10 protein-coding genes and 2 pseudogenes are annotated in these 13,007 nt (G+C 69.2%); 7 read left to right on the top strand and 5 right to left on the bottom strand.

Annotated features, from left to right (window positions below):
* Positions 1–121: 121 nt before the first annotated feature.
* Positions 122–661, bottom strand: a pseudogene (locus tag AB0J12_RS37955) (reverse transcriptase N-terminal domain-containing protein); the annotation flags it as partial.
* Positions 662–1,517: 856 nt separating this feature from the next.
* Between AB0J12_RS37955 and AB0J12_RS37950 the strand changes: the two are divergent.
* Together AB0J12_RS37950 and AB0J12_RS37945 are read left to right on the top strand one after the other, a co-directional pair.
* A pseudogene (locus AB0J12_RS37950) lies at positions 1,518–1,981 on the top strand (DUF2199 domain-containing protein).
* Positions 1,982–2,201: 220 nt separating this feature from the next.
* Entirely contained in the window at positions 2,202–2,882 is a 681-nt protein-coding gene (locus AB0J12_RS37945) for an HNH endonuclease family protein (protein ID WP_363269353.1), read from the top strand.
* 75 nt (positions 2,883–2,957) lie between these two features.
* On the opposite strand, the gene AB0J12_RS37940 is transcribed toward AB0J12_RS37945, so the two are convergent.
* From AB0J12_RS37940 to AB0J12_RS37930, 3 genes are all read right to left on the bottom strand, one after another.
* Positions 2,958–3,167, bottom strand: coding sequence for a DUF6207 family protein (locus AB0J12_RS37940; protein ID WP_363269352.1), 210 nt, complete (start codon positions 3,165–3,167; stop codon positions 2,958–2,960).
* A gap of 103 nt (positions 3,168–3,270) precedes the next feature.
* Entirely contained in the window at positions 3,271–4,602 is a 1,332-nt protein-coding gene (locus tag AB0J12_RS37935) for a helix-turn-helix transcriptional regulator (RefSeq protein WP_363269351.1), read from the bottom strand.
* 372 nt (positions 4,603–4,974) lie between these two features.
* Positions 4,975–5,250, bottom strand: coding sequence for a hypothetical protein (locus AB0J12_RS37930; RefSeq protein ID WP_363269350.1), 276 nt, complete (start codon positions 5,248–5,250; stop codon positions 4,975–4,977).
* A gap of 686 nt (positions 5,251–5,936) precedes the next feature.
* Between AB0J12_RS37930 and AB0J12_RS37925 the strand changes: the two genes are divergently transcribed.
* Positions 5,937–6,953, top strand: coding sequence for an ATP-dependent DNA ligase (locus tag AB0J12_RS37925; protein WP_363269349.1), 1,017 nt, complete (start codon positions 5,937–5,939; stop codon positions 6,951–6,953).
* Positions 6,954–7,491: 538 nt separating this feature from the next.
* On the opposite strand, the gene AB0J12_RS37920 is transcribed toward AB0J12_RS37925, so the two are convergent.
* Complete coding sequence (locus tag AB0J12_RS37920; RefSeq protein WP_363269348.1) at positions 7,492–7,689, bottom strand: hypothetical protein; 198 nt, start codon at positions 7,687–7,689, stop codon at positions 7,492–7,494.
* A 219-nt stretch (positions 7,690–7,908) separates the two neighbouring features.
* On the opposite strand from AB0J12_RS37920, the gene mobF reads away from it, so the two are divergent.
* The 4 genes from mobF (at position 7,909) to AB0J12_RS37900 (ending at position 12,706) form a co-directional block, all read left to right on the top strand.
* Positions 7,909–9,654 (top strand): MobF family relaxase, encoded by a 1,746-nt coding sequence (gene mobF, locus AB0J12_RS37915; RefSeq protein WP_363269356.1) that lies wholly within the window; start codon positions 7,909–7,911, stop codon positions 9,652–9,654.
* Positions 9,651–9,998, top strand: coding sequence for a hypothetical protein (locus AB0J12_RS37910; protein ID WP_363269346.1), 348 nt, complete (start codon positions 9,651–9,653; stop codon positions 9,996–9,998). The genes mobF and AB0J12_RS37910 overlap by 4 nt, the downstream gene beginning before the upstream one ends.
* A 739-nt stretch (positions 9,999–10,737) precedes the next feature.
* The gene (locus tag AB0J12_RS37905) at positions 10,738–11,526 is read left to right on the top strand and encodes a hypothetical protein (protein ID WP_363269345.1); all 789 of its coding nucleotides are present in this window, start codon (positions 10,738–10,740) and stop codon (positions 11,524–11,526) included.
* A gap of 121 nt (positions 11,527–11,647) precedes the next feature.
* Positions 11,648–12,706, top strand: a complete 1,059-nt coding sequence (locus AB0J12_RS37900; RefSeq protein WP_363269344.1) for a replication-relaxation family protein — start codon at positions 11,648–11,650, stop codon at positions 12,704–12,706.
* The last annotated feature ends 301 nt before the right edge of the window (positions 12,707–13,007 follow it).

Genomic DNA, 13,007 nt, shown 5'->3' with positions numbered 1-13,007 from the left:
GCGTTCACGCAGTTCGTCGGGGTACTTACGGGGAGCAGCCATGATCGGCATCCTTCCGGGTCTTGATGATCTACATCAAACCCGGGGCGATTCACTTCGGGTTCTTGCCCTTCACCGTCCAGAAGATCGCGGATATCGCGTCCTGACAGCTGCGACCGGGCCGGAAGCCATAGGACCTCGGCTCGAACCGCGCTTCCCACTCAGGCTCCAGCGCATTTTTCACGCGGGCCTGGAGAACCCGGTCACGGATGACCGGGATACCGAGCGGCCGTTGTTTCCCGTTGCTCTTCGGGATGAACACTCGCTTGACCGGCCTGGCCTTCCAGGGCTTCGACGACCGATGGATCTCGGCCGCCAAGATGCCTCGCGCCTTCGGCGTGAGGGCCCGTTCCCCGTCGATGCCAGCGGTCTCGCGACCACTGCTCTGCTGCGTCACCCGCTTCACGCTGACCAGCGTGTTGCTGCGACTTCGCAGCATGAGCTTCTGCAAGTTGCGGACCTTCTTGAGTTCCCCGTCCTGCGTCGCCTTGAAGATCCTCTGCCTCAGCCGCCGTACGTTCTCCTCGCAGGTGGCCCAGTCGATGCCGTGCCAGTCGAGTAAGTCGTCCTCGGGTCCGTTCACCGCAGGCGAGGACGTCACGACAGGTGTCGTGATCTCCATGTTCACCTCCGGTATCTAACTTGTCCCTCGGTTCGAGCGTCCTTGCAGCGGTGACTTCAAAGGCTCACCTGATCCACGTGGGCGCCCTTTCGAGCCGGGCCACCAGGACCCGTATCCGGCAAGTTATGCGAGGGACGGGTGAAGGTCCCGTCTCTCGGTTTCCTCTGGCCTTTCGGCCCGCCGGCCTTCGCTTCTTGGATCCTCCTTCTCCCGCCGGGGACTTCAGCCTTCCTCGCGGTCGACCTACCAAGCCGTTGGCCTGGACCCGTCGGGGTTTCCACGTTCCGCACCAGTAAGACGCGGCTGGGGTGGGCGCCCCCTCTACCCCGGAACCAGCGGTGTCCTCCCCTCGGGCTCAGTTACCCAAAGGTCGCTTGGTGCCTTCCAGTACCGGGTCCTGTGACCGCCGCCAACACGCCATCGACGCGGTCTTGAAGTCACGGGGCATCATCGAGGGTTCACTTGCGTTCGCCCGTCCAGCCTTTCCCTCACCTGTTGCAACCCGATGGCCGGGATGCCCTTGGGCTTGAACGCTCCGCTTCACACCCCGCCGTTGCCAGCGACGCATGGGAGCGCGGGGACGGGCCCTGGACACTGGCCCGAAGTTCAGCCGATCGATACCTCCTTCACGTGGCTGTCCTTACTTATCCGGAGCGACTTCGTGTCGCACACTGAGCAGGACAGTTGGCCCTTGAGTACGACGGTTGGCCTCTGGGCGCGATAGCTGACCCGCAAGGGCGGCCGGGAGCGGAGCCGCCCGGGATGATCCCGGCAGCCATCACTAGGCTCCAGCACCATGACCAGCGATTTCGGCTTTACCTGCTCGTGCTGCGGGTCCCACCACCCTGAGCTGCCAATGAACTACACGGCCGAGGCTCCGGCCGTGTGGGATCGGGCCTTCGCCGGCGCCGAGGACTGCCTGCTGTCCGCGGACCAGTGCGTGATCCGTGCACACAGCACTACTTCGTCAAGGGCCTGATCGAGATACCGGTCATAGACAGTGACGAGGTGTTCTCCTGGGGCGTCTGGGTCTCGCTCAGCCGCGAGAGCTTCTCCAGGGCCGCAGATCTGTGGGGCACCCCCGGCCGCGAGGCTGAGAAGCCGTACTTCGGCTGGCTCACCACTGACCTGCCGGTCTACCCAACGACCCTCAATCTGAAGACGCACGTGCACACCCGCCCGGTCGGTGAGCGCCCCTTCGTCGAGCTCGAACCCACCCACCATCCCCTCGCCGTCGAACAGCGCACGGGGATCACCCTGGACCGCGTGCGGGAGATTGCGGCGGCTGTACTCCACTCCAACGCGGGCAAGCAGGAGTGACGGCCGGCGCGATGAGTGAGGTCTCCACGGCCGCTGACTGGCGGGCGCGGATCTGAGCACCTACTTGGCCAGACGGGCCAACTATCGCGCTCGGTCACAGAGGGGACCATCCGACTTACCGCCCGCTCGAGTGGAACCCCAGGGCAATCCCGGGCGCGTCGGCTTCTGGGGCCGCTACGAAGATCACGACCAGTCAGTGATCTCGAAAAGGACCCCGCCCGTGCGCTTCCCCCGTGCCGCCGTCATCGCCGCCGCCCTCACTGTCCTACTCCTGCCCGCCACCGCCCACGCCGCTCCCACCGATGCCTTCCTGCGTAATCCAGGTCAGACCCTCACTGCCCCGGTGCGTGACGTCCTGGCCCAGCTGCCCATCTCCGTGGAGGACCGCACCGGCTACGAGCGCGACGCGTTCAAGCACTGGGTCGACGCCGACAAGGATGGTTGCAACACCCGCGCCGAGGTCCTGAAGGCCGAGGCCGTGATCGCCCCGGAGCAGGGCCCGCGTTGCACGCTGACCGGGGGAGAGTGGTACTCCCCGTACGACGACCGCTACATCGACGGCCCGCGCGGCCTGGACATCGACCACCTGGTCCCGCTTGCCGAGGCCTGGGACTCCGGCGCCTGGCACTGGTCGTCTGAAGAGCGCGAGGCGTATGCCAACGACCTGGGCGACGAGCGGGCACTGATTGCGGTGTCGGCTGCGTCGAACCGGTCGAAGGCGGACCAGGATCCGACGACGTGGCTGCCGTCGGCCGAGGGCTACCGCTGCAAGTACGTTGCCGACTGGGTCGCCGACAAGATGCGCTGGGGCCTGAGCGTCGACCCCAGCGAAGGGTCAGCCCTGTCGGAGAACCTGAGCCGCTGCCCGAACGCGCCGGTCACCGTCACGCTCGCCCGGTAGAGCGCAGAGCGCAGTTACCCGCGGCCGCAACGGCCGGTGTCTGCGGCCCTCACCGATGGCTTGCGTCTGGCACTGCTACGAGTCTGGCTCCGGGTGGAGGTTCACAAAGCAGCGCAGCCGTACGCCCGGCTCGCCTGGTTCGCGGGTTGTACGGTCCGCCGGTGCGATGGCACACCGCGCGCCGAGCAACGCCTGGACGGCGAATGCGGTCGCATCATCGGCGGCCGCCACCTCCACTACGGCCAGGCCCGGCACTGCCACGTGTGCGTCATGGATCTTCCTCACGCACGCCAGGACGTGCCCGCGGCTGCAAAGGTTCTGCCACTGGGGCTCCTTCACCCGACCGTGTACGGCTGCCCGCCGGGGAGGCTGCGGTAGGCAGGGCTCGTCATGTTCTGCGCAGCGGGGTGATCGCGGTGACGGGCGGCAACTTACGTTGCCGCAGAGCCTCCGTGAGTGCGGCAAGTGTCGTGCGCCGCTCGCGGTCGGCCTGGGGGCTTTGTTCGGCAAGCTTGTCCAGGAGACGGGCGCGGCCCTCTTCCACGGGGCGGTCCTCGGTGAGGACTTTGCTGAACGTCCTCATCACGGCGTCCGGTCCGGCGAGGCCGGTGCGCCGGGAAGCGGTCGCGGGCGGCGTGCTGCTCGCGGGGCGGGGCGCAGCTGGGGCCGGGTCGGCTTGAGGGCGGCTGGCGGGCTGCAGGGCGGTTGTGGCGTGAGCGGCTTCGCGGTGCGCGTCGTGAAGGAGCTGGGTCATCCGGTCGACGTCGCCGCCCAGGAGGCGGACGAACTTCTGCAGGACATCGCGCGGTGGCAGGACGGTGCCCTCGAGGAGGGAGGCGACGGTGCCGGCGGTGAGGACCCAGCGGCTGGCGACGGCGATGTCGCTGGGTGCCGGGCGTCCTGCGCGCAGGTGCAGGGTGTGGATGGCGGTGCGCAGTTCTTCGGCGGCTGGCAGGGGTTCGGCGTCGGGGTCGGGGGAGGGTTCGCGGTATTTCTGGCTGAGCTTCTCGGTCTCCCAGACGGCGCGCAGGACTTCGGGGTCGGCGCCGCAGGCGTGGGCGAACTTGCGGGTGAGGTCCCAGGTGGGGACGCGTTCGCCGGTCAGTATGCGGGACAGGTAGGAGGGGGAGCAGCCGATCTTGTGGCTGACTTCCTTGTTGGTGAGCTGGGCGGTGCGGATGAGCATGGACAGGATCGGTGAGAGCCGGTTGTAGGCGGCTCCTGATGGTTCGCTGGGTGCGGTCTGCTCTGGTGCGTCTCCGCGTTCCCCACGGTCGTGGCCTGTGTCGGCGTTGTCAGTGGTGGCGTCGTTGCCGGCGGGGGCTTCGGGGGACATGCCGGTGCCGTTGGGGGTGGTGAAGAGACCGGTCAGGCAGGTGAGCGGTGTCTCGCAGCGGTTGAAGCGGGCCAGGCGCCGCAGGATGTACCGGTCGGTGTAGCGGTGGCGGGCGGTGTCCTCGCTGATGCGCAGCAGGGAGCTGATGGTGGCCCAGGTGACGCGACGGTAGCGGGCGCGGCCGACGACCGCGGCAGTGAGGCCGTCGAGCTGTTCTTGCAGCTGGGTGATGCGCTGCAGGGGCTCTTCCCCGCTGAGGGTGGGAAGAAGGCGGGCGAGATCGCGGGCGCCTTCCTGGATGTCTCTGGCGATCTCGGCGAGGAGTTCGTCTCCTGCCGAGGGGCCGTGACCGGCCGCGCGGGAGGTCGGAGCCGGGCGGGGCACAGGGGGTGGCTCTGGTGTGGGAGCTGGCTGTGTGGGGTGCGGCCCGGTGGATGGGTCAGGGGTTCCGGCGTTGCTGCGGCGTCGGTGGGCGGCCTGACGGCAGGCGTCACCGCAGTACTTGCGGGGACGGCCCTTCCCGGGGCCTCCGGTGAGCTGGGATCCGCAGAACTCGCAGCTGTCACTCACGGTTGCTTCCGTCCGTAACGAAAAGGGTTCATGGAGGGTTGGCCGCGACTGATACACCCGAGATTCCCCGGGTTTCGTCACACGCGGCCGTCCTGACTCGCGCGGTCCGGCCGGCACGGGGCCATCCCGCGCCAGCGGGCCGGGAGAAGAAGCGGTGATGCCGGTCTTCCCCCGGCCCGAGGCCTTTCAGCGCCGGTAGCGGCGGTTGTTCAGAAGCCGGAGGGCGGTGCCGGAGAGCACACCGCTGAGGACCGTTGCGGCCTCTGACGTAACCGTCACGTGGACGGCCGGGCGGGAAATGAGCAGGTACCCAATGAACAGGATGCCGATGAACACGCCGACGGCGAGTGTGCCAAAGCGGTTCACGTAACGGAAGTTTTCGTTACGGCCACTACGCTTGCTGCGTACGAAGCGGCCGGAAGGTTGTTTCACCCGGCGGCGCCGGGGGGTAGATCGCCCCATAGGGCACTCCTTTGGATTGCCGTACGCGTGCGGGACTTCGAACAGGGTTTGGTAGACGTTGTGCGAGGTCCCGCACGCACCTGAGGGTGAAGCTACCGATACACAGTGCGATAAGCTAATCAACCAAAAGCCGCACAACGGGCAAAATTTTGGTTGCCCCAGGACGGCGCGTTTTTCGTTGCTCAGACGCCGGAAATCTCCCTGAGTTCTGTAATGCCGCGGGTCAGCCGTGCCCTGCTTTCGACGCCGATCGCTTTCTGTCATTCCCTGACGTACCACCTCTCTTGAGCGGTCGCTCGATGCTGGACGATCGACATCGAGCGCTGCATTCCGATCAGAAAATGACCCCACTCGGTCGAGCATGTGGCGTAGCACGTCCAGAAACGTGCAATTGCATGATCACAGCGGTACAGCTCCGAGCACCGCACCGCGCCCTGCCCTCGCCGAACAGTCCACCCGCACCACATCGGCCTCCGCGTCGCGCTGCTCACCCTCTTCATCCGTGTCCTGGGCAGAACGGCGTGAGGCGCGATCACACAGGACGCCGACCACAACGACTAGTGCGCCAGATCCCGCCCGGCTGCCAGACAACGACAAAGCAGCTAACGCCGCTGGTCATCGGCGAACCTCGACACCAGTGGCTGCGCCCGGTCGCGGGGACGACGTCCAGCCCGTAGACCGGACCTATGGTGCTTCGGCCGCCGGTGGAGCCGATGCTGGCACAGGCCCGTGACACGATGCCCGCGCCGGGCAGGCTGCCTGGTGAGCTGCGATTTCAGCCGAAGTTCGACGGCTACCGGGCGATCGTCTTCACCCCGTGGCCGGCTCCAGGCCCGCTGCTGGTGCAGTCCCGCCGGGGCAGCCTCATGCAGAGCCGCTTCCCGGAGCTCGTGGCCGCAGCCACGCACCTGCCCGACGGCCTGGTCCTCGATGGCGAGCTGGTCGTGTGGGCGGACGGCCACATCTCGTTCGAGGCGCTGCAGCGGCGCGCGGTCTCCGGTGGCCGCGCCGCTGCCCGCCTCGCTCAGGAGATGCCGGCGCACTTCATCGCTTTCGACCTCCTCCAGATCGACGGGAAGGAACTGCTGCACGTCCTGTACGGCGAGCGGCGCGCGCAGCTGGAGCAGCTGTTCACCGACCGCGAGCTGAGTGCCCCGTGGACGCTCTGCCCGGAGACGACCGACCCGTCGACGGCGCAGCAGTGGCTGGCGTCCTGGACGCAGGTGCCCGGTGTCGAAGGTCTGGTGATCCGGGGGAGTGGGCAGCGGTATCTGCCGGGAGCCCGCGCGCTTTACAAGGTGCGCCGACGGGACACCACCGAGGCGTTGGTCGGCGCGATCACCGGCACCGTGCGCCGGCCGCAGACGCTCGTGCTGGGCCGCCTCGACGGGACCGGAGCGCTCCGGCCGGTCGGCCGCAGTACGGCGCTGCGGCCGGACGCGGCGCGCGACCTGGCCGAGCGGCTGACACCAGCAGAGCCCGGCCACCCGTGGGAGGGCGTACGGTTCACGACTTCCTGGGGGTCGCGCACGCCGCTCGACGTCGTGCTGGTCGAACCGGAGCTGGTCGCCGAGATCATGGTGGACACGGCACAGGAGCGCGGATCGTGGCGACACCCGGTGCGCTTCGCCCGGCTCCGGCTGGACGTCGCGGTCGCGGACGTCCCGCCCTTCGGCGCGGGCGCCGAGCCCGCCAGTGGCTGACCGCCCTCCCACCGCTCCCGACGCGGTACGGCGTCGCGGGCCAGTGAGGATGTCGCGGGTGCTGATACGGCGCCAGATGACGTGCTGTACGCCCTGGACCGTCCCAGGCCCGTACTTCCAGGTCGCCCGCCCGTTGCCGTCCCAGGTCAGCTCGAAGACACCGGGTGGGCTGCGGATGCCTCCACGCGAAGGCGGGCAGGGAACGCCCGCGGCCGGTGCGCAGGTCGTCGACGACGGCCGCCACGGCCTGGCGAAAGCGGCGGCGCTGGGCGGGGGCGAGGTGGTTCAGGTCGATGGTGCAGCGGGCGCGGCCTCGTAGGTGGGCACGCGAACTCCTTCAGGAAGCACGAAGCCCCCGGCCGGTGGCCCGGAGCGGTGGTGGCTATTCGTGTTGAAGGGCGTCGGTGACGTGAAGCTCAGTCGTGGGTTGTCGCGGCAGGCGGTGCGCTGGCACGCGTTCAACGGCGGTGTAGTTGGGATCGGTTGCGGTGGCTTTCCCGGGGGCCTGTGTGGTCGTGGCGCAGCATTCGCACGGCGGTCAGTTCTCGTAGAGGGCACGCATGACGTCCCAGAACTGCTGGGGTTGGGTGGCCTCACAGTCGTCGCAGTGACGCTCGGTGATCCATGTGCGGGCCGGGTGGTTCTGCTGGGCGGAGGGGCGGGTGTGGCCGTACTCGATACGGAGCGGTCGACGGCACAGTGGGCAAAGGTCTTCGTGGAGAAGTTCGTGATTCATGCGCGGACTGTGCACACGGCGGCTGCTTACCGTCTCGGGCAGCCGGGACGGCCCGCCTGGCGGGCGTCACGGTAAAGATCTGTTGATGGCCTCCCGTCCGGCGGGAAGCACCCCGGATCACCCTTTTCCCGCAGGTCACAGGCGGGGTTCCATGGTCCAGTGATCAGCAAAGCGGAGGTTCGTCCCGGCGACGGGTGGAAGTACTACTTCCGCAGCGTGATGGTCGGCGACGGCCAACGCCCTGCGGGCGCGCCGCTGCGCGCCGCCCAGGACGAAGCAGGCGTCCCGCCCGGCGTGTGGAAGGGGCAGGGCTTGGCCGCGGTCGCTCTCAAGGACGGAGATGTGGTGACCGAGCGGCAGGCCGAACTGCTCCTGGGTGAGGGCCGGCACCCGGACGCCGACCGGATCGAGCGCGAGCTCCTGGCGCAGGGCAAGAGCCCGGAGCAGGCCCGGCGGGCGACCGTGCTGGGCAGGCCCATCGAGCACAACCGCTCGCCCAAGACCGATAAGGCCAAGGAGCGCACCCCCTGGCTGGGCTTCGACCTGACTTTCCGGCCCCCGCCGACGGCACACATCGCGTGGGCCCTGATGGACGACCAGCACCGCCGGGTGCTGGAGCTGTGCCAGGACATCGCCCGGGACAAGACACTGGCCTGGCTGGGGGATGCGGTCGCGGAGATCCGCTGGAAAGGCGGCGGCAGGCTCCGCGCCCGGGTCAAGGACGGGCTGATCGTCGCGGTCTTCCGGCACTACGAGTCGAGAGCCGGAAAGCCGCTGCTCCACGATCACGCGGTGGTGTCGATCCGTGCCCGGCGGCCGGACGATAAGGGGACGTGGGGCAACCTGTCGGCGGACTCGCTGATGGCCCACATCGTCGCGGCCGACACCCTCTACCTCCTGTACTTCATGGAGGAGGTGTCCGCCCGGCTCGGGTGGGCGTGGGAGCCGCGCGAGGTGACGCCCGGCCGCCGGCCTGTCATGGAGATTGCGGGCATCGACCAGCGGCTCATCTGTTGGCAGTCGACCCGCCGCCAGCAGATCGAGGACGCGCTGCCCGTCCTCACGGCCAAGTACGAGGAACGGCAGGGCCACTCGCCGGGGGAGCGGGCCGCCTACGCGCTGGCCTGCCATGCCGCCGACCAGACGCGCCCGCCCAAGCGCACGGAGCTGCGGTCGCTGACCGAGCTGCGCAAGCGATGGCGGGAGTCGGCGATCCGGGCCTACGGCGCCGACGTCGTCGACCGGCTGGCGGAGAGGGCGCGGGCTGCGGCCGCGGCGGTGTGGGCGCGGGTGCGGCCGGTGGTCGACATAACGCTGGCGGCCGTCGACGTCGTCGCCGTGGTGTACGTGATGCGCGGAGCGTTCAAGCGCCACCACCTGCTCGCCGAAGCCCGCCGCTACCTCTCCTATGTCCTGCGCGGCTGGCCCCACCAGGCGGGCCTGGACGAACAGATCGTGCAGACAGTCGTCGACGACTACACCCGCCGGGCCAGCCGACGGATGATGACCGCCGACCTGCGCGCCCTGTACCCGCGCGACACCGAGGACCAGGCGGTGCTGCGCCCACTGACCCGGAAGCGGTCCGCGCCCCAGTACGAGCGGGCCCGCCTCGCCGCTGGCGCCCTGGTCACCCGGGTCCATGCAACGCGGCGTGCGGAGCGCCTGAGCTCCCGCACCCGGCCGCGCGCCGTCGCCGCGCCCGCCGCCTTGAGGTCGCACCCGCGGCCGTTCCATTACGCCCGGGAGGCCAGCCGCGTCCTGGAGGAAGAGACCGGCGTCGACACGGTGGAGCAGACCCGCCGGACCCTTGAGGCCGCAGCCGCCAAGCTCCAGGACGGCATCCGGGAGCGCGCCGTTGCCCACGGCCCCCGACCGCAGCCCGCCCCGGCGACGGCCCCGCCGCCGCACACCCAGCAGCCCGGCACCGAGCACACGCCGGGCCGGACCACAGGAGGAGTCGCGTGAGCACCCCGGAAGAATCCCCCAGCCTTGATGACGCCCTCGCCCGCGCCCGCGCAGCCGCCAAGGACATATCCGCCGCGCTCGATGAGGACCAGGAGCCCGAGTCCGATGAGCCCCTGGGGTGGCAGCCGATCTGGAAGCGCCCCCGGAAGCCGAAGTCGAAGGCGGCGAAGAAGCAGGAGCTGCGCAAGCAGCGGCGGCGACTCCAGGACGCCGGGAAGCGCCGCCTCGCCGCCGCGCAGTCGCGCCGGCCCCGGTCCCGGCAGAACCGGATCGGCAACGCGGCCGCGCGCCGCGATGCCCGTGCCCTGTCCCGGGTGCGGCACTCCACCGCCTGGCTGTGGTGACGATGCCGGGCATCGTCCACCGAGTGGAGCCCACGATGTTCTGCATTCACTGGCGATGCACGACGCCTCATAAGCGATCTTCGGAGCGAGTGCCTGTGGATAGAGTCCGCGCACTGACGGTGGGCGGACTCGCCCGGTCGGCGCTCGTGTTGCCCCTTGTCCAGTTCCGCTACCTGCGACATTCCGCCCATTCAGGCGGGGGAGGACTTCGTCCCGCCACGCTGCGCGATGCCCCGGCGGTCGGGGCTCCGGACTCCGCTCGCCGTCTCGCTCGGGTCGACGGCCGCCTTGTCCGCGCGCTCCTCCCGACACCCCACTGAAACGCGGTCTTCTCAACTCGAAGCTGCAGACTTCTACCCGTAGCCGGCGCCGGGGGATGCCGCACGCGGCAGGACGCGGCATCCCCCCGGCGCCCAGGTCAGCACGAAGAGACGGACGTGTGGACCAGGTGGAGCAGCTCGCGGACCAGCCCGCCGGCCAACGTGGCGGAAGCAGCGTAGAACGCCGCCTGCCCGAGGCCCTGGACAAGACGATGGCGGGCACGTCGCCGCTTCGGGACAGGACGGTGCGTACGGTGGGACATGACGGTCTCCGATCAGGGGATAAGTCGGCTGCCCCCGCACCGCGTGTTCCTGGCAGGGATACGGTGCGGGGCGCAGTTTCTGCAGCCCCAAGCCTTATGGCTGACGTCCGCTGAATGCAGCTCCCGAGGCTCGAATCTCGATGTAACTTCGGCGCCGTGAACGGGAATCGGGCCACCAGGTGGGGCGAGGGAACGTCGGCCGATCTGGTTGCCGACGCGCACGCTCTGGGCGTGATGAAAGCCAGTCCCAGGATGGTGACCTCCTGGGTCGAGGACGGGATGCTCGCCAGCCCCGAGCCGCGCAAGACCAGCGCGCACGGCAGCGATCCGCGAGTCTTCCCCCCGGAACAACGTGAGTTGTTCACCAGACTTCTCGAAGCTCGAGAGCGTTCCCCGCTGGGGCGCATCCCGCAACGCTCGCTGATCCGCGTCGTGCTGTACCTGTGGCTGATCGACGACACGATCGTGCTCACCCCGCAGGCGCGCCGAGCCTGGCGTACCCACGCGCGCGCTACTGGCCAGACGACCGCCGTCCGGCGCAGCGAGAACGTCCGCGCCATCGTTGAGCAACTCGCCCACCCCTCAGCCACCTTCAAGCAACGGCGCGCCGCCCAGCTCGCCCTCGAGGAAGGCGAGCGGACGGGCCGAATCGACATCGACAGACTGACCGCGGTCCTCACGGAGTTGTACTCGCCCTGGCCCGCCCAGCCCGGACTCCCGAGAATCGAACGAGCCCTGGCCGGCCCCTTCGGGCCCGTCCCCGTCCAGCACCACATCGCGATGTGGAAGGCCAGAGAGCAGACGATCCGCCGCCTCCCATGCCGCGGAGACGGCACGCCTCAGACTGGCGCGCTGACGGCCCGAGGCCGGTCACCGACCAGTTGGTCCAACTTCAGTGGCAACGCTGTCCCGGTTCGGTGTCACTGGACAGCCGCGCCCGCCTGAAGATCACGGCTCGGTAACGGCACTCAGTGGGGCGTCACACCGTCGACTTTCGCCACACCTCTACCAGGTGACGGGGGACTTCCATCCGGACCCCCGCGCCACCTGCGTGAGGAGCTTCGTCATGACGTACACCAGCAGGGCCCGACAGCCCGAACCGGAGCCGCGCCCGACCTGGTCAAGGGATGCTGAGCGGCCTCCGGGCGGCCAGGAATTTAGTGCCGTGAACGGTGCCGCGAACGATTCCAACGTCGTGCCCATCACTGCAGCTCACACCGCTCGACAAGGGGCCTCCCGACACGCTGACACCTCTCTCCCTTCCTCTGAGACGTCGACGAAGGGGAAGAAGTCCACCCCCACGGCCGGGAAGGTGCGGGCCGATGCGCTGCGGATGCTGGGGTGCGTGCGGATAGCCACGGTCCGGCAGATGGCTCAGGTGATCACGAAGGAGGACGCCGACGGCCGGTCGTACGTGCGCAGGGCGATGAAGAAGCTGGCGGAGCTCGGGCTGGCGGAGACGAACGGCAAGGACGGCAAGCACCCGATCTGGAACCTGACCCCGGCGGGACAGAAGGCTCTGGCCGATGGCAACGAGCTGCCTCCCCGACCGAAGGCCGGCACCGGAGCGAAGGCCGTTCGCGCCGGGTTCGGTCCGCACGGCGTCGCGGTGACGGACATGATCCTCGCCTACGGCGGTCGCAAGTACCTGACCGACTGGCAGGTGGAGGTCAACCACGCCATCAAGGAGACCGGCCTGAGTTTCAACACCGACGCCGTCCTCGCGCTGCCGACCAAGACCAGCGAGGTGCGCCTCTTCGAGCTCGACAACGGCACCATGTCCCAGGCCCGGCTCGCCAAGGAGGTCTGGGACTACGAGCGCTACGCCGGGCACCGCGTCTGGGAAGGCGCCCGCGGCACCAACGGCCGCACGTTCCCGTTCTGGCAGCGCCACCGCTACACCCGCTCCCAGACCTTCCCGCGGCTGCACGTCGTCCTGGCGGGGAAGGAGGAGCACCTGCTCGACAACCGCCTCCAGGCGCTCGCCGACGACGTGCAGGGCATCGCCGTCGCGGTGTGGGTGAACACCCTGCCTCGGCTCCAGCGCGGTGAGCCCTGGTACGAGATCGGTGTCGATGACCCGGACCGGCGCCGCCGGCGCTACCCGGAGCCCGTAGGCCGCTGAGGTGCGGAGCAGGCCCGCCGGAGACGACGACGCTCCCTCCCGCAACAGCCGTGGGGGAGCGTCGTTCTGTGCGCGGCGGCGGGCTAGGCCGGTGCGGTAGTCGCCGGGCAGGCCGGTCAGGGTCGGACACGCGTGGCGCCCGGGTCTCCCTGCTGTCCAAACCGGGCCGGGATGTTGGTGTCCGCGCGTACGCTCGGATCGCCCGCCATGCCCTCAACCCAGGAGACCCCGGTGACCGCACAGGAGCCCCGCATCAATCCCGCCGTCAGCAGCGGAGGAGAGGGCTCCCCGGCACCAGTGA

This window comes from Streptomyces sp. NPDC049915 (genome assembly GCF_040656475.1).
In the GTDB taxonomy this organism is placed as follows: domain Bacteria; phylum Actinomycetota; class Actinomycetes; order Streptomycetales; family Streptomycetaceae; genus Streptomyces.
Note: the sequence above shows the minus strand (reverse complement) of the source record. Positions and strands in the feature narration are given on the sequence as shown.

Excerpts from the sequence above, each read along its gene's own strand:
- AB0J12_RS37920 (WP_363269348.1), bottom strand. The coding sequence starts at position 7,689 with ATGAATCACGAACTTCTCCACGAAGACCTTTGCCCACTGTGCCGTCGA.
- mobF (WP_363269356.1), top strand. The coding sequence starts at position 7,909 with ATGGTCGGCGACGGCCAACGCCCTGCGGGCGCGCCGCTGCGCGCCGCC.
- AB0J12_RS37925 (WP_363269349.1), top strand. The coding sequence starts at position 5,937 with ATGGTGCTTCGGCCGCCGGTGGAGCCGATGCTGGCACAGGCCCGTGAC.
- AB0J12_RS37930 (WP_363269350.1), bottom strand. The coding sequence starts at position 5,250 with ATGGGGCGATCTACCCCCCGGCGCCGCCGGGTGAAACAACCTTCCGGC.
- AB0J12_RS37900 (WP_363269344.1), top strand. The coding sequence starts at position 11,648 with ATGACGTACACCAGCAGGGCCCGACAGCCCGAACCGGAGCCGCGCCCG.